This window comes from Streptomyces sp. NPDC021749 (assembly GCF_040640655.1).
Taxonomy (GTDB): domain Bacteria; phylum Actinomycetota; class Actinomycetes; order Streptomycetales; family Streptomycetaceae; genus Streptomyces.
Genome location: NZ_JBFACE010000003.1, coordinates 97,358 through 116,101, shown reverse-complemented (window position 1 = coordinate 116,101; position 18,744 = coordinate 97,358). Strand labels below are relative to the sequence as shown.

At 70.3% G+C, this 18,744-nt stretch carries 21 protein-coding genes; 14 read left to right on the top strand and 7 right to left on the bottom strand.

The features are described 5' to 3' along the window. Positions 1-170: 170 nt before the first annotated feature. Positions 171-1,175, top strand: a complete 1,005-nt coding sequence (locus AB0G35_RS04190; protein ID WP_360943353.1) for an aldo/keto reductase — start codon at positions 171-173, stop codon at positions 1,173-1,175. Between the two features lie 175 nt (positions 1,176-1,350). Next, positions 1,351-1,995 (top strand): TetR family transcriptional regulator, encoded by a 645-nt coding sequence (locus AB0G35_RS04185; RefSeq protein ID WP_360943350.1) that lies wholly within the window; start codon positions 1,351-1,353, stop codon positions 1,993-1,995. 132 nt (positions 1,996-2,127) lie between these two features. Here AB0G35_RS04185 and AB0G35_RS04180 read toward each other — a convergent pair whose 3' ends face one another. The 3 genes from AB0G35_RS04180 to AB0G35_RS04170 all read right to left on the bottom strand — a co-directional run bounded on the left by AB0G35_RS04180 (position 2,128) and on the right by AB0G35_RS04170 (position 5,211). Beyond that, positions 2,128-3,021 carry a D-alanyl-D-alanine carboxypeptidase gene (locus AB0G35_RS04180; RefSeq protein ID WP_360943347.1) on the bottom strand — a complete coding sequence of 298 codons (894 nt, stop codon included), beginning with the start codon at positions 3,019-3,021 and terminating at the stop codon, positions 2,128-2,130. A gap of 220 nt (positions 3,022-3,241) precedes the next feature. After that, a complete protein-coding gene (locus AB0G35_RS04175) occupies positions 3,242-3,880 on the bottom strand; it encodes a response regulator transcription factor (protein ID WP_360943816.1) in 639 nt (212 codons plus the stop codon). 113 nt (positions 3,881-3,993) lie between these two features. Then, the gene (locus AB0G35_RS04170) at positions 3,994-5,211 is read right to left on the bottom strand and encodes a sensor histidine kinase (RefSeq protein WP_360943345.1); all 1,218 of its coding nucleotides are present in this window, start codon (positions 5,209-5,211) and stop codon (positions 3,994-3,996) included. Between the two features lie 152 nt (positions 5,212-5,363). On the opposite strand from AB0G35_RS04170, the gene AB0G35_RS04165 reads away from it, so the two are divergent. Continuing rightward, on the top strand, positions 5,364-5,843 hold the full coding sequence (locus AB0G35_RS04165) for a hypothetical protein (RefSeq protein WP_360943343.1): 480 nt from the start codon (positions 5,364-5,366) through the stop codon (positions 5,841-5,843). 579 nt (positions 5,844-6,422) lie between these two features. Here AB0G35_RS04165 and AB0G35_RS04160 read toward each other — a convergent pair. Next, positions 6,423-7,805, bottom strand: a complete 1,383-nt coding sequence (locus AB0G35_RS04160; RefSeq protein WP_030413697.1) for a glycine--tRNA ligase — start codon at positions 7,803-7,805, stop codon at positions 6,423-6,425. A gap of 211 nt (positions 7,806-8,016) precedes the next feature. Here AB0G35_RS04160 and AB0G35_RS04155 point away from each other — a divergent pair, with 211 nt between their 5' ends. The 6 genes from AB0G35_RS04155 (at position 8,017) to AB0G35_RS04130 (ending at position 12,822) form a co-directional block, all read left to right on the top strand. Next, the gene (locus AB0G35_RS04155) at positions 8,017-8,979 is read left to right on the top strand and encodes a metal ABC transporter substrate-binding protein (RefSeq protein ID WP_360943341.1); all 963 of its coding nucleotides are present in this window, start codon (positions 8,017-8,019) and stop codon (positions 8,977-8,979) included. 41 nt (positions 8,980-9,020) lie between these two features. Further along, positions 9,021-9,800 (top strand): metal ABC transporter ATP-binding protein, encoded by a 780-nt coding sequence (locus AB0G35_RS04150; RefSeq protein WP_360943813.1) that lies wholly within the window; start codon positions 9,021-9,023, stop codon positions 9,798-9,800. Next, a complete protein-coding gene (locus tag AB0G35_RS04145) occupies positions 9,800-10,699 on the top strand; it encodes a metal ABC transporter permease (protein WP_360943339.1) in 900 nt (299 codons plus the stop codon). The genes AB0G35_RS04150 and AB0G35_RS04145 overlap by 1 nt, the downstream gene beginning before the upstream one ends. Positions 10,700-10,799: 100 nt before the next feature. Then, complete coding sequence (locus AB0G35_RS04140; RefSeq protein WP_360943337.1) at positions 10,800-11,228, top strand: transcriptional repressor; 429 nt, start codon at positions 10,800-10,802, stop codon at positions 11,226-11,228. A gap of 185 nt (positions 11,229-11,413) precedes the next feature. Further along, entirely contained in the window at positions 11,414-11,767 is a 354-nt protein-coding gene (locus AB0G35_RS04135) for a WXG100 family type VII secretion target (protein WP_360943334.1), read from the top strand. Positions 11,768-11,823: 56 nt separating this feature from the next. Further along, the gene (locus tag AB0G35_RS04130; protein WP_360943331.1) at positions 11,824-12,822 is read left to right on the top strand and encodes a hypothetical protein; all 999 of its coding nucleotides are present in this window, start codon (positions 11,824-11,826) and stop codon (positions 12,820-12,822) included. A 163-nt stretch (positions 12,823-12,985) separates the two neighbouring features. On the opposite strand, the gene AB0G35_RS04125 is transcribed toward AB0G35_RS04130, so the two are convergent. The 3 genes from AB0G35_RS04125 to AB0G35_RS04115 all read right to left on the bottom strand — a co-directional run bounded on the left by AB0G35_RS04125 (position 12,986) and on the right by AB0G35_RS04115 (position 14,996). Beyond that, a complete protein-coding gene (locus AB0G35_RS04125) occupies positions 12,986-13,804 on the bottom strand; it encodes an isoprenyl transferase (RefSeq protein WP_360943328.1) in 819 nt (272 codons plus the stop codon). A gap of 136 nt (positions 13,805-13,940) precedes the next feature. Beyond that, positions 13,941-14,687 carry a DNA repair protein RecO gene (gene recO / locus AB0G35_RS04120; protein WP_261951561.1) on the bottom strand — a complete coding sequence of 249 codons (747 nt, stop codon included), beginning with the start codon at positions 14,685-14,687 and terminating at the stop codon, positions 13,941-13,943. Positions 14,688-14,783: 96 nt separating this feature from the next. Next, entirely contained in the window at positions 14,784-14,996 is a 213-nt protein-coding gene (locus tag AB0G35_RS04115) for a hypothetical protein (RefSeq protein ID WP_360943810.1), read from the bottom strand. Between the two features lie 130 nt (positions 14,997-15,126). Here AB0G35_RS04115 and AB0G35_RS04110 point away from each other — a divergent pair, with 130 nt between their 5' ends. From AB0G35_RS04110 to AB0G35_RS04090, 5 genes are all read left to right on the top strand, one after another. Further along, positions 15,127-15,960 (top strand): helix-turn-helix transcriptional regulator, encoded by an 834-nt coding sequence (locus tag AB0G35_RS04110; protein WP_360943324.1) that lies wholly within the window; start codon positions 15,127-15,129, stop codon positions 15,958-15,960. Beyond that, positions 15,942-16,232, top strand: coding sequence for a DUF397 domain-containing protein (locus AB0G35_RS04105; RefSeq protein ID WP_360943321.1), 291 nt, complete (start codon positions 15,942-15,944; stop codon positions 16,230-16,232). Before AB0G35_RS04110 ends, AB0G35_RS04105 begins: the two co-directional genes overlap by 19 nt. 244 nt (positions 16,233-16,476) lie before the next feature. Further along, positions 16,477-17,955: an ATP-binding protein gene (locus AB0G35_RS04100; protein WP_360943318.1), complete on the top strand. Its 1,479-nt coding sequence runs from the start codon at positions 16,477-16,479 to the stop codon at positions 17,953-17,955. After that, entirely contained in the window at positions 17,952-18,380 is a 429-nt protein-coding gene (locus AB0G35_RS04095) for a roadblock/LC7 domain-containing protein (protein ID WP_360943315.1), read from the top strand. The genes AB0G35_RS04100 and AB0G35_RS04095 overlap by 4 nt, the downstream gene beginning before the upstream one ends. After that, complete coding sequence (locus AB0G35_RS04090; RefSeq protein WP_030413708.1) at positions 18,377-18,739, top strand: DUF742 domain-containing protein; 363 nt, start codon at positions 18,377-18,379, stop codon at positions 18,737-18,739. Before AB0G35_RS04095 ends, AB0G35_RS04090 begins: the two co-directional genes overlap by 4 nt. Positions 18,740-18,744 lie beyond the last annotated feature (5 nt).

The window sequence follows — 18,744 nt, the reverse complement described above, 5'->3', positions numbered from 1 at the left end:
GCGGCAGGCCCGACGGCAACCCCGCGCCACGGCGGCTGACAGATATTGAAATCTGTCAGCCGTCATGCCATAGTTGCTTGCGTGAGGGATCCGGACACCAGCCCGCCCGACGGCGGCCCGTGCCCCGCCCCCTCCCGTCCCCCCTCTCGCCATCCATTCAGGAGCACACCGTGCAGACCCGTACCCTGGGCACCACCGGCCCGCAGACCTCCGCCCTCGGCCTCGGCTGCATGGGCATGTCCGCCCTCTACGGCGACAGCGACCGCACGGAATCCCTCGCCACCGTCCACGCCGCCCTCGACGCCGGCATCACCCTGCTCGACACCGGCGACTTCTACGGCATGGGCCACAACGAACTGCTGATCAACGAAGCGCTGCGCACCGCCCCCGCCGCGGCCCGCGAACGGGCGCAGATCAGCGTGAAGTTCGGCGCCCTGCGCACCATCGAGGGCGGCTTCACCGGCTACGACGGCCGGCCGAAGGCGGTGAAGAACTTCGCCGCCTACTCCCTGACGCGCCTGGGCACCGACCACATCGACATCTACCGGATCGCCCGGCTCGACCCGGACGTCCCGGTCGAGGAGACCGTCGGCGCCATCGCAGAACTGGTGGAGGCGGGACACGTCCGGCACATCGGCCTCTCCGAGGTCGGCGCGGAATCGCTGCGCCGCGCGGCCGCCGTGGCCCCGATCGCCGACCTCCAGATCGAGTACTCCCTCATCTCCCGCGGCATCGAGGACGCCATCCTGCCCACCGCCCGCGATTTGGGCATCGGCATCACGGCCTACGGTGTGCTCTCCCGCGGCCTGATCAGCGGCCACTTCGACCGGGACCGCAAGCTCGCCCCCAACGACTTCCGCGGAATGAGCCCGCGCTTCCAGGGCGAGAACCTCGGCCACAACCTCGACCTGGTCGACGCCCTGCGCAAGATCGCCGAACAGAAGGGCGTCTCGGTGGCCCAGATAGCCATCGCCTGGGTGCTCTCCCGCGGCGAGGACATCGTCCCGCTGGTCGGCGCGCGGCGCCGGGACCGGCTCTCCGAGGCGCTCGGCGCCCTGGACGTGACCCTGGACGCAGAAGACCTCGCCGCGATCGAGCGGGCGGTCCCGGCCGGTGCCGCCGCCGGCGACCGGTACCCCGCCGAGCAGATGGCCCACCTCGACAGCGAGCGCTGACCGCCGGCGGAGCGGCGGCCCGAGGGGGCGGCCAGGTACCGTCCGTAGGTACCGCGCAGGGACCCCGGTGCACCTGAGAGCACCGCCGACCCCGCCCGCGGATCCGGTACGGGTGCCGCCCAGCGCCCGCCCACCGCCATCCGTCCGTCCGCCCTCCCGAAAGGCCGTCCGCGCCATGCCCCCCGAGTCGTTGACCCCCGAGCGCATCCTCGAAGCCACCGAGGAGGTGCTGCGCCGCTACGGCCCGGCGAAAGCCACGGTCGTGGACGTGGCGCGCGCCCTGGGCGTCAGCCACGGCAGCGTCTACCGCCACTTCCGCACGAAGACGGCGCTGCGCGAAGCGGTCACGGCGCGCTGGCTGGACCGTACGAGCCGGCAGCTGTCCGGCATCGTGACGGAGGCGGGCCCGGCGGCCGAGCGGCTGGACCGCTGGCTGACCGCGCTCTTCGAGGCCAAGCGGCACAAGGCGGGCGACGATCCCGAGCTGTTCGCGACGTACATGGCGCTGATCGGCGAGAGCGGCGGTGTGGTCGACCGGCACGTCACGGACCTGGAGGCCCAGCTCACCCGGATCATCGAGGACGGCGTCGGCGAGGGCACCTTCCAGACCCCCTCCCCCGCCGTCACGGCCCGGGCCGTCTTCGACGCCACCGGCCGCTTCCACGACCCCTGTTACGCGGCCGAGTGGTCCCGTCCGGAGATCACCGCCGACTTCGAGGCGGTCCGCGACCTGGTCCTCCGCGGCCTGCGCCCCGCCTCGACGGGCCCGACGGACTCGACGGGCCCGACGGATCCGACGGATCCGACGGACGAGCCGTAGACCTGCGGAAGCGGCGGGAACGGCAGAAACGGCGGAGGGCCTGCCCGCGGCCGAACGGCCGCCGACAGGCCCCCCTTGCCCGGGCTGTACCGACCCGGGCTGTACCGACCCGGCTGGACCGGGCCGTAGGGACTACTTCTTGAACGCGTAGTCCAGCAGCTTCTTCGCGTCCGCCGTGCGGTTGGCGACCGAGGAGGAGGCGAGGACGGTGCCGATGACGGTCTTGCCGTTACGGGTGGCGGCGAAGGCCAGGCAGAACTTGGCCTCCGGACCCGAGCCGGTCTTGACGCCGATGGTGCCGGCGTAAGTGCCCAGCAGGGGGTTGGTGTTGGTCCACTCCATGTAGCGGTAGCCACCGCTCTTGGTCGTGACCTTCTGCTTCGTCGACTTCGTCTTCACGACCGTACGGAACGTGGAGTACTTCATCGCGTTGCTGGCGAGCTTGGTCAGATCGCGCGGCGTCGAGTAGTTCGCGCCGTGGCCGATGCCGTCGAACGAGTCGAAGTGCGTGTTCGTCAGACCGAGGCTCTTGGCCGTGGTGTTCATCTTGCCGATGAACGACTTGACCCGCGCGGCCCGGGTGGAGCCGCTGCCGAACTTGTCGGCGAGCGCGTAGGCGGCGTCGCAGCCGGACGGCAGCATCAGCCCGTAGAGCAGTTGCCGGACCGAGACCTTGTCGCCGACGATCAGATGGGCCGAGGAGGCCCAGTTGTTGTCGACGATGTAGTCGCTGTACGCCTTCTGGATCGTGACCTTGGAATCCAGGTTGAGGTTCGGCTGCCCGAGGACCACCCGGGCGGTCATGATCTTGGTGGTGGAGCCGGTGGAACGACGGGTGTCCGCAGCCTTGGTGAACAGGGACTTGCCCGTGTCGTTGTTCATCACGAAACCGCCGGCGGCGGTGATCGTGGGCGTCGGGAGTGTGGCGGCCTGCGCCGGAGCGGCGAACGCCCCGGCCGTCAGAACGGCACCCGCGGTGACGACAGCCGCGGAGACGCGACGAATGCCCTTAATGCCGGTTTTCAAATTGAATACTCCAAATACCCCTGCGGTGCGGCCCATATGAGAATGCCGCTCGACTGTGAGACGCGGGAGAGGAGCCAATGGATGCACTCGACGGACAGGAAGTGCCCTCCGGACCAGAATGCCCACCGCACAGGCCGGCCCGGCTCGAATACCCCGGCGACCGGCGGACCCCGGTTCGAGCCGGCATGACCGATAAGTCGGCACAACCGGGTGAGGCGCCCTAGCTGCCGACCCCCAGGAAACGCAGCACCGCCAGGACCCGGCGGTGGTCGGCGTCGGCCTTCGGGAGGTCCAGCTTGGCGAGGATGTTGTTGATGTGCTTGGCGACCGCGCTCTCGCTCACCACGAGGCCGGCGGCGATCCCCGCGTTGGAGCGACCCTCCGCCATCAGCGCGAGGACCTCCCGCTCACGGGCCGTCAGCCGCTCCAGCGGATCGCTCGACCGCCGCACCAGCAACTGCGCGACGACCTGCGGGTCCAGCGCGGTGCCGCCGTCCGCCACCCGCCGCAGGGCCTCGATGAACTCCTCGACGTCCGCCACCCGTTGTTTGAGCAGATAGCCGACTCCGCTGGTGTTCGAGGCCAGCAGATCGGCCGCGTACCGCTCCTCGACGTACTGCGACAGCATCAACACGGCGGTGGCAGGCCACTGCTGGCGGATCGACAGGGCGGCACGCACCCCCTCGTCCGTGAAACCGGGCGGCATCCGCACGTCCACCACCGCGAGGTCCGGCCGGTGCTCGGCGACCGCGGCCAGCAGCCCCTCGGCGTCCCCCGCCTCGGCGGCCACCTCGAACCCGGCCATCTCCACGACCTTGACCAGCCCGATCCGCAGCAGAACGGAGTCCTCCGCGATCACCGCACGCCGTACGGCCCCCGGCCCGGTGTCCTGCACACCGACCACCTCGGCCGCGACGTCTGCCTCAACGTCCGCCTCAGCCCCACGCACCACGTCGTCCCCCACGTCACGCCTCACCTCGGGCACGGCAGCTCCACGCTCATCATGGTCGGGCCCCCCACGGGGCTGCTCATCCGGAATGTTCCGTCCACGGACCGCACGCGCTGGGCGAGCCCGGTGAGACCACTCCCCTTGGACGGATCGGCCCCGCCCGCACCGTCGTCGGCGATCACCACCCGCAGTATCTCGCCCAGCCGGGTGACCGTCACATCCACCCGGGTCGCCTCCGGGGCGTGCTTGGCCACGTTCGTCAGCGCCTCGGAGACCACGAAGTACGCGACCGCCTCGATGGCCGGCACGGTGCGCTGCGGCACGTCCACCCGCAGCCGTACGGGCAGCGGCGCGCGGGCGGCGAGCCCGGACAGTGCGGCGTCCAGCCCCAGTTCGTCCAGGACGGCCGGGTGCAGGCCGCGCACCAGACTGCTGAGCTCCTCGATCGCCTCCTTCGCCTCCCGGTGCGCGGTGTCGATCACCTCGCGCACCTCGGGTGGCAGGTCCGTCAGCGTTGCCTTGGCCAGGCCCAGGTTCAACGCCAGCGACACCAGGCGCTGCTGGGCGCCGTCGTGCAGGTCCCGTTCGATGCGGCGCCGTTCGGCATCCGCGGCGTCGACCGCACCGGCCCGGCTCTCGGTGAGGTCGATCACCCGCCGCGCCAGGTCCTCGTTCCGGTCGGGCCCCAGCAGACCGGGCGCGAGGCGCGTCTCCAGGCGCACCAGGACCGCGGCGAGAGAGGGAACGGCGGCGAGCGCGGCGAGACCGGCGAGGGTGACGTAGAAGGCCTGCGTGTAGTACCCGGGGTGGCCGACGCGCCACCCCAGGGGGGCCGCCCATATCCACGCGTACACCGTGGCGGCGGCCAGCCCCGCCAACAACAGGCCGAGTACCAGCACTTCGAGCCCGCCGAGCAGTACCCCCACCATGCAGTGGTAGCCGAACCGGCGCTGCCACCGCCGCCACCACCCCTGTGCGGGGATGTCGATCCCGAGGAACTGCCGGAAGCGCCAGCGCTGGGCGACGGTCAGCGCGGGCACGGACGACGCGGCGAGCACCAGCGTGAGGCCCAGGACCACCGGCACGCTGTTGTCGTTCCCCTCGACGATCTCCCATACGAGACCGAAGGCCATGAACAGCAGGAACCCGATGAGGAGGTGCAACGGGGCCCCGAGGGCGAGGAAGTACGTGTCGCGGGTCAGCCGGGTGAGCGCGCGCCGCGTCCGGGGCGGAATCTTCATGATCCAACGTTATGCGGCGACCGCTGCGACCTGCCATGAAGCCCGTTGCCGGACGAAGGGTGTAGCTGGTGCCACCCCAAGTCGGACAGCCACATTACTGACCGTGACCGCCGAAAACCGGAGTCTTGATCACGAGCCCGAAGGCCGGGTTCGTGACCTTGAAAGAGACCTCCGCCATGGCCCTGATCGCCTTCAACCCCCCTGTCGACCAAGGACGTTGCACGGCGAACGGCACCGTGCGCGGAGGTCTGCGGCTGAGCCGCGCCCGTCGCTGGCAGGGCCGCGTCCTCGCGGGGGCCGGGCTCGCGCTGCTGCCCTGGCTCGGCTACCTCGCCGGCACCCTGCCGCCCACCGAGGCCACCGCCTGGGTCACCCTCGACGCCCTGGAAGCCGCCGCACTGCTCACCGCCGGCCTCCGCATCCTGCGCGCCGACCCCCGTCACCGCGCCCCGGCCGGCGCCGCGGCCGTCCTCCTGCTCGCCGACGCCTGTATCGACCTCGCCACCGCCGCTCCCGGCCCGGAACTGGCCACCGCAATAGCCATGGCCGTAGCCGCCGAACTCCCCCTCGCCGCCCTCTGCGCATGGCTCACCACCCGCCCGGTGCGAGCCGCCGAGCGCCCGAGCAGCTGAGAAACCGGGACGCCGAGCAGCCGGGCAGTTGAGAGGCGAGGCATCCCTCCCAGGCCGGGCAGCTGAGAGACGCGGCGCCCCTCCCAGGCCGGGCAGCTGAGAGACGCGGCGCCCCTCCCAGGCCGGGCAGCTGAGAGACGCGGCGCCCCTCCCAGGCCGGGCAGTTGAGAGGCTGGGCGTTCCCCCAGGCCGGGCAGCCGGCGGGCCACCTAAGGGCCATCGAACAGATCCCGTAGGGGACGCGAGGCCCCCCTGCGGGGCCACAACGAACGGGCGGGAGGCGGGTATTCCCGGTGACGCATGCCGAACGGGGCACCACCCACCCACCAGACCCGCGCATCCCACGAAACCCATGAGGCCCGCACAGCCCACGAACCCATGAGGCCCGCACAGCCCACGAACCCGCGCAGCCCACGTAACCCACGAAACCCACGCAGCCCGGGCGACCACAAAAGGACCAGGGCCGGTCCCCCCAAGGGAACCGGCCCCGGCACCTACCCGGTGGCTGGCTCAGCAACTAGCCGCTGACCGAACCGGCAATCACCCGCCGACCGATTCAGCGACCACCCGCCGGCCGACTCAGCAGCCCAGCAGGCGTGCGGCCAGGTACGGCTGGATCTGGTCCAGGCTGACGCGCTCCTGCTTCATGGTGTCGCGCTCGCGGACGGTGACCGCGTTGTCGTCGAGGGTGTCGAAGTCGACGGTGACGCAGAACGGGGTGCCGATCTCGTCCTGGCGGCGGTAGCGGCGGCCGATGGCGCCCGCGTCGTCGAACTCGATGTTCCAGTTCTTCCGCAGGTCCGCGGCGAGGCCCTTGGCCTTCGGGGAGAGCTGCGGGTTGCGGGACAGCGGCAGCACCGCGACCTTGACCGGCGCCAGGCGCGGGTCGAGCCGCATGACCGTGCGCTTCTCCATCTTGCCCTTGGCGTTGGGCGCCTCGTCCTCGACGTAGGCGTCGAGCATGAAGGCGAGCATCGCGCGGTTCACACCGGCCGCCGGCTCGATGACGTACGGGGTCCAGCGCTCGCCGGCCTCCTGGTCGAAGTACGACAGGTCCTGGCCGGACGCCTTGGAGTGCGCGCCCAGGTCGTAGTCGGTGCGGTTGGCCACGCCCTCCAGCTCGGAGAACTCGGTGCCGCCGAAGTTGAAGCGGTACTCGATGTCAGCGGTGCGCTTGGAGTAGTGGGAGAGCTTCTCCTTCGGGTGCTCGTACCACCGGATGTTCTCCTCGCGCAGGCCCAGGTCGCGGTACCAGTTCCAGCGCTGCTCCATCCAGTACTCGTGCCACTGCTCGTCCTCGCCCGGCTTGACGAAGAACTCCATCTCCATCTGCTCGAACTCGCGGGTGCGGAAGATGAAGTTGCCCGGAGTGATCTCGTTCCGGAAGGACTTGCCCATCTGCGCGATGCCGAACGGGGGCTTCTTGCGCGAGGTCTGCTGGACCTGGGCGAAGTTGGTGAAGATGCCCTGGGCGGTCTCGGGGCGCAGGTAGGCGACCGAGGCGGTGTCCTGGGACGGGCCGAGGTGGGTGGAGAGCAGACCGGAGAACTGCTTGGGCTCGGTGAAGCCGCCCTTGTTGCCGCAGTGCGGGCAGTTGATGTCCGCGAGGCCGTTCTCGGGCAGCTTGCCGTGCTTGGCCTCGTACGCCTCCTCCAGGTGGTCGGCGCGGAAGCGCTTGTGGCAGGAGGTGCACTCGGTAAGCGGGTCGGTGAAGGTGGCGACGTGGCCGGACGCCTGCCACACCTCGGGCGCCAGGATCACCGACGAGTCGAGACCGACGACGTCCTCGCGCGAGGTGACCATGGCGCGCCACCACTGCCGCTTGATGTTCTCCTTGAGCTCGACGCCCAGCGGACCGTAGTCCCAGGCAGCCCGGGAGCCGCCGTAGATCTCACTGCAGGGGTAAACGAAGCCACGGCGCTTGCTCAGGCTGACGATGGTATCGATCTTGTCGGCGGCCACGGTGCTCTCTTCATTACGACGACGAACGATGAAATGGGGCGGCGCCCTCGCCTCTCGTCGGGGGGTGCAGGTCGGAGACGGCTGGGCGAATAGTTCAGGGTACCGGCGGGCGCCGCCCCGGGACCAAATCGGTTCCCGGCCACTGTCGGCCCGCTCACACCGGCCCGAGGTTTATTGACAATCGTTTCCAGCTTTGTTGAAAATGAGTGTCATGAACATACGCCGTCACCTCGCCACCGCCGCGGTCGCCGGAGCCGCCGGGCTCGGCCTGCTGGCCCTCACCGGCTGCGCCCCCACCGCCAGCGGCAGGACGGCCGACGGCAAGCTGAGGGTGACAGCGTCCTTCTATCCCATGGAATTCCTCGCCGAACAGATCGGCGGGAAGCACGTCGAGGTGACCGACCTCACCAAGCCGGGCGTCGAGCCGCACGACCTGGAGCTCACCGCCAGGCAGACCGCCCAGCTCGGCGAGTCCGGCGCGGTCGTCTACCTCAAGGGCCTCCAGCCCGCCGTGGACGAGGCGATCGCCCAGTCCGGCGTCAAGAACGTCGCCGACGCCGCCGCCCTGACCTCCCTCGAAAAGCACGGCACCGAGGTCGGCGGCCACCACCACACCACCGGCGACAACCACTCGCACTCCGACGCCGAGGGCGGCAACGACCCGCACATCTGGCTCGACCCGGTGAAGTACGCCGAGGTCGCCGAGGGCGTCAACAAGACCCTCGCCCAGGCCGACCCGAAGCACAAGGCCGACTACCGGAAGAACACCGACGCCCTGGTGAAGAAGCTGACCGGGCTGGACGCGGAGTTCAAGGACGGCCTGAAGAACCGGGCGTCGGACACGTTCCTCACCACCCACGCGGCCTTCGGCTACCTCGCCGAGCGCTACGGCCTCACCGAGGAGGCCATCAGCGGCCTCGACCCCGAGTCCGAGCCCAGCGCGCACCGCATCAAGGCCCTGCACACCCTCGCCGCCGAGCACCACGTCTCCACGGTCTTCTTCGAGACGATCGCCAACCCGGCCACCGCCAAGGTCCTGGCCGGCGACCTCCACCTGAGGACCGACGTCCTGGACCCGCTCGAAGGGATCACCGCAAAGTCCCGCGGCAAGGACTACTTCGGCGTGCAGCGCGCCAACCTCGCGGCGCTGCAGAAGGCGCTCGGCAGCAAGTGAACCGCACCGACCAGCCCGCCCCGCACCCCACGGAGGTCACCGTGAAGGAACCGCTCCCCGAGCCGGTCATCGACCTGCGCGGCGCCACCGCATCGCTGGGCGCCCGCCCGGTGCTGCGCGGCGTCGACCTGACGGTGCGCACCGGCGAGGTCGTCGCGCTGCTCGGCGCGAACGGCTCCGGCAAGTCCACCGCCGTCCGCTCGGTGATCGGCCAGGTCCCGCTCACCGGCGGCGCGCTGTCCCTCTTCGGCACGGAGTTCCGCCGCTTCAAGGACTGGGCCCGCATCGGTTACGTCCCGCAGCGCACCACCGCGGCCGGCGGGGTGCCCGCCACCGTCCGCGAGGTCGTCACGGCCGGCCGGCTGGCCCGTACGAAGCTGGGCGTGCTGCGCAAGGCCGACCGGGCCGCGGTGCACCACGCGCTGGAGCTGGTCGGCATGGCCGACCGCGCCAAGGACTCGGTCAACGCGCTCTCCGGCGGACAGCACCAGCGGGTGCTGATAGCCCGGGCGCTGGCCGGCGAACCGGAACTGCTGATCATGGACGAGCCGATGGCCGGCGTCGACCTCGCCAGCCAGGAGGTGCTCGCCGCCGCACTGCGCGAGCAGGTCGCCCGCGGCACCACCGTCCTGCTGGTGCTGCACGAGCTCGGCCCGCTGGAGCCGCTGATCGACCGCGCGGTGGTGCTGCGCGACGGCTGCGTGGTCCACGACGGCCCGCCGCCCGAAGCCGTGGGCCAGCACGCCCTGCCCGGCCACGACCATGTCCACCCGCACGCCGACGCGGCCGCGGAACCGATCCGGACGGGACTGCTCACCTGATGGACATCCTGAACTACGCCTTCATGCAGCGGGCCCTGATCGCCGCCCTGATCGTCGGTGTCACCGCGCCCGCCATCGGCATCTACCTCGTCCAGCGCCGCCAGGCCCTGATGGGCGACGGAATCGGCCATGTCGCGCTCACCGGCGTCGGACTGGGCTTCCTGCTCAACCAGAGCCCGGTCTGGGTCGCCACCGCCGTCGCCGTCGTCGGCTCGGTCGTCATGGAGCTGATCCGCTGGTACGGCAAGACCCGCGGCGACCTCGCGCTGGCCATGCTGTTCTACGGCGGTATGGCGGGCGGCGTGATGCTGATGAACCTCTCCGACGCCGGCTCCAACGCCAACCTCGGCACGTACCTCTTCGGCTCGATCGCGACCGTCTCGCCGGAGGACATGACGACGATCTACGTGCTCGCCGCGCTGGTCCTGGCGGTCACCGTCGGGCTGCGCCGCCAGCTGTTCGCGGTCTGCCAGGACGAGGAGTTCGCGCGGGTGACCGGGCTGCCGGTCCGGCTGCTGAACCTGCTGATCGCGGTCACCGCCGCGGTCACCGTCACCGTCGCCATGCGGGTGGTCGGGCTGCTGCTGGTCAGCGCCCTGATGGTGATCCCGGTCGCGGCCGCCCAGCAGATCAGCCGCAGCTTCGCGGTCACCTTCTCGGTGGCCGTCGCGATCGGTGTCGCGGTCACTCTTACGGGCACGACCACCTCGTACTACGTGGACCTCCCGTCCGGCGCCACGATCGTGCTGTTCGCCATCGGCCTGTTCGTCGTGCTGACCCTGCTCGCCACGCCGCTCGCGAAAAAGCGCGCCAGGGCTGCCGCACAGCCGGGTGCGGGGTGCACCCTGGAGGTACCCACCGGACGCTCCGCCCCGGACGATGTGAGCGTGGCCGGATAGCCGCACGCAGGTAAGCGTTCCCCCAGGGCGCCGGTCATCACCTGGCACAATGGCGGGACGCATGCGCAGGGGGAAGACCTGACGTCCTAGGGAGGCAACGGTGGCGACGAGCGCGGGATCTCCGGTACGCGGCCGGTCGACGCGGCAGCGGACCGCGGTGTCCGCCGCACTCGACGAGGTGGACGAGTTCCGCAGTGCCCAGGAGCTGCACGACATGCTCAAGCACCGGGGCGACTCGGTCGGGCTGACCACCGTCTACCGGACGCTGCAGTCGCTCGCCGACGCCGGTGAGGTCGACGTGTTGCGCACCAGTGACGGCGAGGCGGTCTACCGCCGGTGCAGCACCGACGACCATCACCACCACCTCGTCTGCCGGACCTGCGGCAAGGCCGTCGAGGTCGAGGGCCCCGCGGTGGAGAAGTGGGCCGACCAGATCGCCGCCGAGCACGGCTTCCGGGACGTGGCGCACACGATCGAGATCTTCGGTACCTGCGGCGAGTGCGCGGAGCGCGCCGCCGAGGAGAAGTAGCAGCGGGAAGTAGCGGCTGGCAGAGCCGGTACGCAGGGGCCGCCGCCGAGTTGATCGGAGGCGGCCCCTGCGTATGGGCGACCGAGTGACCGGCGGCCACGCACTTAGATGACAGGTACACGCCGGTGGTAGCCTCCGTTGGCTATCGGCGCGGTGCCCGCGCGCCTACACGGGGGGGGGTACGGATGGGTCTCGGGGATCTCTGGGAAGACGGCAAGCAGCTCGTCGGTGACGTGGTCGAGGTCGGCAAGGACGTCATGATGGCGCCCGCCGAGATCGCGCACTGGGTGCTGACCCAGATGTTCGGCGGCGGCGACGCGGATCTGCAGAAGATCGCGGCCGAACTGGCCAAGCTCAGCAAGGAGCTGGACGGATTGACCAAGGAGGTCAACTCCGCGCTCGGAAAGCTGACCTGGCACGGCCCGGCCTCCGACGCCTTCGTCGCCGTGGCGCACGGCCGCGTCAAGGAGATGAACAAGATCTCCGACGACCTCACCACGCTGGGCCAGGCCGTCACCCGGCTGTCCCAGGTCTACTGACGAGCCACGACACCGCGGGGGTTGTACGGATGGCAGGCGACACGTTCGGTGTAGAGATGGCCGAGCTCAGCACCATCGAGAAGGACTGGCGCTCGGCCGCGAAGAAGATGCTGGAGCTGCACCGGCGGCTGTGCGAGGTCAAGGACACCATGGCCGAGGCGGCGAGCATCGACCTCGCGACCGCGCCGCTCGCGTCCCTTCCCGGCTTCGGCATCGCCTACCAGGTGCTCGCCGACGTCAAGGAGATCGCCGAGGTGAGCGCGCGGCTGGCGGCGGAGAAATCGCAGCTGCTCGAAGGGCTCGCGGCGGACGCCGAGAAGATCAAGAAGGTCAAGGCCGAGTACGAGGCCAACGAGAAGAAGATCGAGGACGACCTCAAGAAGATCAAGGACGGCAAGCATCACGACGCGCCCAAGTCTCCGCAGACCGGCTCGCACGGTGCCGGGTCCGGCTCCGGTGGCGGTGGCGGCGGCGCTGCCGGCGGCGGCCACGGTGGCGGCGGCACCGGCGGCCCGGCGCCCGCCCAGGGCCACGGCGACGGCAAGTGGGAGACGAAGGGCGACTGGGACGCCTGGTCGCCGGGCAAGCACCACACCACCACCGGCGCCGGCGTGCAGGACGCGCCCGACACCTCCGGGCTCCCCAAGGAGCGCAAGGACATCATCGACCGGGCCCTGGAGCGGGTGAACCACCGCATCGGCTACAGCCAGTCGGCCACCACCAACGGCTACCGCGACGACTGCTCCGGCTTCGTCTCCGCCGCCTGGGGCCTTGAGCCGCCGGGCCTGAACACCTACGGCCTGATGGGCAGCGGCACCGCCCACCAGATCACCAAGGACGACCTGCAGCCGGGCGACGCGCTGATCGCCGGCGACCACACCGTCCTCTTCGGCGGCTGGGCCGACGAGGCCCACACCAAGTACATCGCCCTGGAGGACAACGGCTCCCAGGGCACCGTCTCGCACGTCATCCCGTACCCGTACTACTCGGGCGACGCGGCGCACGAGAGGTCGATCGGCCAGCCGTACGTGCCCTACCGCCGCAACGGCCTCTGAGCGCCCCCGGACGCCCCGCGGACGCTGCTGAGGCGCACCGGGGCCCCGTACACGTACGGCCCGGCTTCCTGGAGCACAGGAAGCCGGGCCGCCGCGTCCCGGGCCGTCAGGCCCGTCTCAGGCCGTCACGCCCGTCTCAAGCCGTCAGGCCCGTCTCAGGCCGTCACGTCGCGGACTCGCCCTCCGCCACCGGCGCGGCACCGAACCGCCGGTCCCGCTTGGCGTACTCCAGGCACGCGTCCCACAGGTTCCGCCGGTCGAAGTCCGGCCACAGGATGTCCTGGAAAACCATCTCGGCGTACGCGCTCTGCCAGATCAGGTAATTCGAGGTCCGCTGCTCACCGGACGGCCGCACGAAGAGATCCACGTCCGGCATGTCCGGGTAATACATGTACTTCGCGACGGTCTTCTCGTTGACCTTCGACGGGTCCAGCTTCCCGGCCCGTACGTCGCGGGCGATCGCCGCGGCGGCGTCCGCGATCTCCGCCCGCCCGCCGTAATTCACGCAGAAATACAGCGTCATCGCGTCATTGTTCTTGGTCTGCTCCTGGGCGATCTGGAGCTCCTGCACCACGGACTTCCACAGCTTCGGCATCCGCCCGACCCACCGGATACGAATACCCAGCGCGTCCATTTCGTCGCGCCGCCGCCGGATGACATCGCGGTTGAAGTTCATCAGGAACTTCACCTCGTCCGGCGACCGCTTCCAGTTCTCGGTGGAAAAGGCGTAGAGCGAGAGGTTCTTCACGCCCATTTCGATGCAGCCCTTGAGGACGTCCAGCACGACGCCCTCGCCGACCTTGTGACCCTCGGTGCGCGGCAGGCCCCGCTCCTTCGCCCACCGGCCGTTGCCGTCCATGACCACGGCCACATGGTTCGGGATGAGCTCCCCGGGGATCTTCGGCGGCCGCGCGCCGGAAGGATGCGGCTCGGGCGTGACGTACTCGCGTCGGTTACGGCCCAGAATCCCGCGTCGTGCCATGCGGCCCACGTCTCCTATGTGTCGCTGTATCGCTGGTGTCGCTGTATCGCTGGTGTCGCTGTATCGCTGGTGTGGCTTCGAGGATTTTCATTGTGCGCTGGTGACCACCGCACCACGCACCCGGTGCCCGCTGCTCCTACTGCTCTACATACCGCAGCGAGCGCAGCCCCCGCTCCAGGTGCCAGTGCAAATAGGCCGTGACCAGCCCACTGCCCTCCCGCGCATGGCGGGCCTCGCAGGCGTCCGCGGTCTCCCAGTCGCCGGTCAGCAGCGCGCTCAGGAGCCCGATGGCCTCCGAGGAGGGTACGACGCTCCCGGGCACCCGGCACTCGCCGCAGATCACCCCGCCCGACGCGACCGAGAAGAACCGGTTGGGCCCCGGCATCCCGCACCGCGCGCAGCTGTCGAAACTCGGCGCGTAACCGTTCACGGCCAGTGAGCGCAGCAGGAACGCATCGAGCACGAGGTGCGGCGCGTGCTCCCCGCGCGCGAGCGTCCGCAGCCCGCCGACCAGCAGCAGGTACTGCTGGACGGCCGGCTCGCCCTCGTGGTCGGTGAACCGCTCGGCGGTCTCCAGCATGGCCGTACCGGCCGTGTAGCGGGCGTAGTCGGTGACGATGCCGCCACCGTACGCGGCGATCGTCTCGCTCTGCGTGCACAGCGGCAGCCCGCGCCCGACGAGCTCGCTGCCCCGCGCGTAGAACTGCACGTCCACATGCGAGAACGGCTCCAGCCGGGCGCCGAACTTCGACTTCGTCCGCCGCACGCCCCGGGCCACGGCCCGCACCCGCCCGTGTCCCCGGGTGAGCAGCGTGATGATCCGGTCCGCCTCACCCAGCTTCTGGGTGCGCAGCACGATGCCGTCGTCGCGGAACAGACTCATGGCGCCCATTCTCGCGCATCGCGGCGGGGCGCCGTTCCCCCGGCCCGGACCCGCGCACGGCCCGGGCGCGGCCCGGGCGCGTGGTCCCCGGCGATGTCAGGGCCGCTCCCCCCGGGAGGACTCGGCCAGCGCGTCGGTCAGCTGCCGGGCGACCTCCATCGAGCACCGCCCCAGCTCCACGAGCGGCGGCATGTACCGGTGCGCGATCGATACGGGGTCGGGCCGGAGGGAGGGCAGTACGACGCCGGCCCGGGCGAGCGCCTCCCGCAATTCCGTCGTCACGGTCTCCACTTCCTGGAACTGCTGCATCATCGTCCGCGCCTTCCGTGAGGGGTTTCACTGATTGCATGCAGAGCGTGACGCTGCGGAACTACGCTGAGCAAGGAGATCAGCACTACCTCGGCACTACAACTGCCGGGCAGCACAAGGAAGTTAGGTCATGGCCAACGCCTCGCGACAGGCAGCCTGGGAGTACTGGGGTGCGGAACTCAAGCGCCGGAGGGAAGTCGCCGGTCTGACCCAGGAGGCACTGGGGCGGCAGGTATTCGTCTCCGGCGGCTACATCGGCCAGTTCGAGCAGGCGATCCGCAAGCCACAGCTGGATGTGGCGATCCGGATTGACGAGGTACTGCAAACCGACGGCTTTTTCGAGCGCACGTGGCGAAAGCTGATCGACGACAAGCGATACGCGGATTACTTCGCGGCAGCGGCGGAACTGGAGCGGCTGGCGACGAAGATCTGTGAGTTCGAGTCATTGCTCGTGCCTGGGTTGCTACAGACAGCGGCCTACGCGCGGGCGGTCACCCTCGCGAACAATCCGTTCGCCTCAGACGACTACATCGAAGACACGGTCCGCGCCCGACTGGATCGCGCAGCCGTCCTCAATAACGCAACACGCCCCTCGTACTGGGCAGTGCTGCACGAGGCGGCCCTGCGGGTGCCGGTCGGCGGACCGGGCGTGATGGCTGAGGAACTGGAGCACATCGCCCGACTCATCCACGAGCGCAAGATCCTGGTGCAGGTGCTGCCGTTCGCGGTGGGGGCATACGCGCAGATGGGCAAGTCACTCAAGCTCATGGAGTTCGAGGACGCTCCACCAACCGCCTATACAGAAGCGGTGTATTCGGGGAATTTGCTGGACGATCCGGCCGTGGTGAAGCGCGTACAGCAGGACTACGATCTGCTCAGGGCCGCCGCGCTGTCGCCGGAGGCGTCCCTGGCCCTGATCGAATCGATGGCGGAGGACTACAAACGATGCGCGAGCTCGACCTGAGCACCGCCCAGTGGCGCAAGAGCAGCTACAGCGACGGTAACGGCGGCAACTGCGTCGAAGTCGCCCGAGACTTCCCCGGCGCCGCCACCTGGCGCAAGAGCAGCTACAGCAACGGCGAAGGCGGTAACTGCCTCGAAGTCGCCGACGGCCACCCCGGCGTCGTCCCCGTCCGCGACAGCAAGAACGCGCTCGGCCCCGCCCTGGTGATTCAGGCGCCCGCCTGGTCCGCTTTCGTCGACGCCGTCAAGAACGCACGGTTCGTCGACGCCTGACCGAGCTTCACCAAGTGCCTACAACAGGCACACACGGCCCCGCCATCTCGCCTGGATGACGGGGCCACATCACGTTATGGTCCGGTCATCGCGGGGGGAATACGACCTTCCGCACTTCTCAGTCGCCCCTTGGGATCGGCCCTCACGGCTCGTCAACTCCCCGGTAGCATCCCGTGATGCTCGGCAACACGTTCGTAGCCGTGGTGGCCGGCCGACGAAGTCAGTACCCCACATGAGGATCTCGATGACATCCATACCGGAGGCGCTGTTGTGGTGCCTCAGCGCAGGTACGGCCGCCGCCGTGGTCCTGGCGGCGTTCTCGGTCCGGGCCAGCGGACAGCGCAAGGCCCTCAGAGCGCGCCTGGCCGCCGCTGAGGAACAGAACAGCGCCACGCTCCACAGCAATACGGAGCTGTCGGCCCGGCTGCGCGCCACCGAGGCCGAGATCCGGCACCTGGCCGGTACCCGGCTCCCCGACCTGACGATGGCGCTGGCCCACCCGCACGTGCCGGTGCGCGGTCTGCTCGACGCCCGGTTCGCCGGGTCGGAGACCGACGAGGCGCTGAACGCCGTCCTGGAGCAGGTCAGCGAGGCCATCACCAAGGAGCGCACGCGGGTCGACGCGGCCGCGCAGGCGGCGCTGCGCGGGGCGACCACGACCATCCAGGCGCTGCTTTACCGGATCCAGACGGCCCTGCACGAGATGCAGCACCGCTACGACGACCCGGACGTCGCGCAGGACCTGCTGAACGCGGACTTCCTCAACGAGCAGGCGCTGCGGCGCGTGCAGGCCACCGGTGTCGTCTGCGGCGCCTGGCCGGGCCTGACCCGCGAGGACTCGTACCTGGCCGAGCTGGTCGTGGGCGCCATGTCCCGGCTGCGCGGCTATGAGCGGGTGCAGATCAGCAACCAGCTGCGGGACCCGGTCGCGGTCGTCGCGCGGGCCGTCGAGCCGATCGCGATCACCGTCACCGAGCTGCTGGCCAACGCGCTGCACCACTCGCACCGGGAGCTGCCGGTGACGATCACCCTGCAACAGGGCAACCGCGGCGCCTCGGTGATCATCGACGACTACGGCGTCGGCATGCACGACGACGAGATCAAGGCGGCGATGGAGCTGCTGGCGGGTGAGGGCGATCTGCTGCTCACCCAGCTCGGCGACCCGCCGCGGTCCGGTTTCGCGGCGGCCGGCCAGCTGGTGCGCCAGTACGGCTTCGGGGTGCACGTCGAGCCGTCGCCGTACGGCGGGGTGCGGGCCGTGGTGTACATCCCGGGTGACCCCCTCCTCACCGTCCTCGACGAGAGCGCCCAGCCCATGTCCGTGATGGCTCCGCTGCCGCACCGTTCCGGGATGACGGAACGATCCTCCGCCTCCCCCTCCCCCTCCGCCTCCGCCCTGCCGACCGGGGCGGCGGCGCCCTCCGCGGCACCGTCCTCCTCCGGTCAGCCGGCTCCCGCCCCGGCCGCACCGGCCGCCCCCGCGGCGCCCGCCGTGCACGCCTCGTACGACGCGCCGGCCCCCGCCGAGGGCGAACTGCCGCGCCGGCGCCGCCGCAAGCCCGTGTCGGAGGCCGAAGAGGCCCCGCGCTCCGAACCGATCCCCCCGCGCTCCCCGGAGGAGACCGGATCCCGGTGGGCCGCTCTCCAGCGGGGCACCGAATCCGGCCGGGCAGCCGCCCAGTCAGAACCCCCTCGCAGTCCCGAAGGGAACGCCCAGTCATGAACAGCCCCACCCGCCGCCGCGTCGCCGAGGACAAGTCCTGGGTGCTGGCGCCCCTTTTGGAGTTGCCGCATGTGATCCACGCAGCCGTGATCTCCGGTGACGGCTTCATCGAGGGTGCCTCGCCGGGCCTCACCCGGGAGGCCGGCGAGGGTGTCGCCGCGATGATGTCCGCGCTCCAGGGTGCCGCGCGCGCCGTCACCGCCGCCTTCGCCGAGAAGGACGACACCCGGCTGCGGCAGACCGTCATCGAGTCCGACGAGGGCTTCGTCTTCGCGATACCGGCCGGCGAGAACACCTGCCTGGCCGTCTTCGCCGGCCCGGAGGTGAACATGGGAGTCGTCGCACACCACATGCAGATCCAGGTGACGACGCTGGGCAACAAGGTGATGAACAGCCCGGCCCGGGACCTCGGTAACCCGGCATGACGCCCCGCCAGAGCAGCGGCAGGCGCCTCGTCCCGGCCTACCTGGCCACCGGCGGACGCGCCCGCCCCAGCCGCAACACGTTGGACCGGCTCACCCTGCTGCACAGCGTGGGGATGCCGATCACCAGTGAGGTACGCCCGGAAGAGCACCGCATCCTGGAGCTGCTGCAGCCCGGGGCGCTGTCTCTGGCCGAGGTCGCCGCCCACCTTCACCTGCCCGTCAGCGTGGTGAAGGTGCTGGTGGCCGACCTTGTCGATGCCGGGCGACTGCACGCCCGTGTCCCCATCCCCGAAGCCGAACAATTCGACCGGCAGATTCTGGAGAGGGTTCTCGATGGACTCCGCTCTCTCAAGTCCTAGCAGCG

What these genes read in the sequence shown, in the direction of transcription:
- AB0G35_RS04145 (WP_360943339.1), top strand. Translation starts at nt 9,800, where the DNA reads ATGGACATCCTGAACTACGCCTTCATGCAGCGGGCCCTGATCGCCGCC.
- AB0G35_RS04125 (WP_360943328.1), bottom strand. Translation starts at nt 13,804, where the DNA reads ATGGCACGACGCGGGATTCTGGGCCGTAACCGACGCGAGTACGTCACG.
- AB0G35_RS04105 (WP_360943321.1), top strand. Translation starts at nt 15,942, where the DNA reads ATGCGCGAGCTCGACCTGAGCACCGCCCAGTGGCGCAAGAGCAGCTAC.
- AB0G35_RS04095 (WP_360943315.1), top strand. Translation starts at nt 17,952, where the DNA reads ATGAACAGCCCCACCCGCCGCCGCGTCGCCGAGGACAAGTCCTGGGTG.
- AB0G35_RS04115 (WP_360943810.1), bottom strand. Translation starts at nt 14,996, where the DNA reads ATGCAGCAGTTCCAGGAAGTGGAGACCGTGACGACGGAATTGCGGGAG.
- AB0G35_RS04100 (WP_360943318.1), top strand. Translation starts at nt 16,477, where the DNA reads ATGACATCCATACCGGAGGCGCTGTTGTGGTGCCTCAGCGCAGGTACG.
- AB0G35_RS04130 (WP_360943331.1), top strand. Translation starts at nt 11,824, where the DNA reads ATGGCCGAGCTCAGCACCATCGAGAAGGACTGGCGCTCGGCCGCGAAG.
- AB0G35_RS04185 (WP_360943350.1), top strand. Translation starts at nt 1,351, where the DNA reads ATGCCCCCCGAGTCGTTGACCCCCGAGCGCATCCTCGAAGCCACCGAG.
- AB0G35_RS04110 (WP_360943324.1), top strand. Translation starts at nt 15,127, where the DNA reads ATGGCCAACGCCTCGCGACAGGCAGCCTGGGAGTACTGGGGTGCGGAA.
- AB0G35_RS04155 (WP_360943341.1), top strand. Translation starts at nt 8,017, where the DNA reads ATGAACATACGCCGTCACCTCGCCACCGCCGCGGTCGCCGGAGCCGCC.
- AB0G35_RS04090 (WP_030413708.1), top strand. Translation starts at nt 18,377, where the DNA reads ATGACGCCCCGCCAGAGCAGCGGCAGGCGCCTCGTCCCGGCCTACCTG.
- AB0G35_RS04170 (WP_360943345.1), bottom strand. Translation starts at nt 5,211, where the DNA reads ATGAAGATTCCGCCCCGGACGCGGCGCGCGCTCACCCGGCTGACCCGC.
- recO (WP_261951561.1), bottom strand. Translation starts at nt 14,687, where the DNA reads ATGAGTCTGTTCCGCGACGACGGCATCGTGCTGCGCACCCAGAAGCTG.
- AB0G35_RS04135 (WP_360943334.1), top strand. Translation starts at nt 11,414, where the DNA reads ATGGGTCTCGGGGATCTCTGGGAAGACGGCAAGCAGCTCGTCGGTGAC.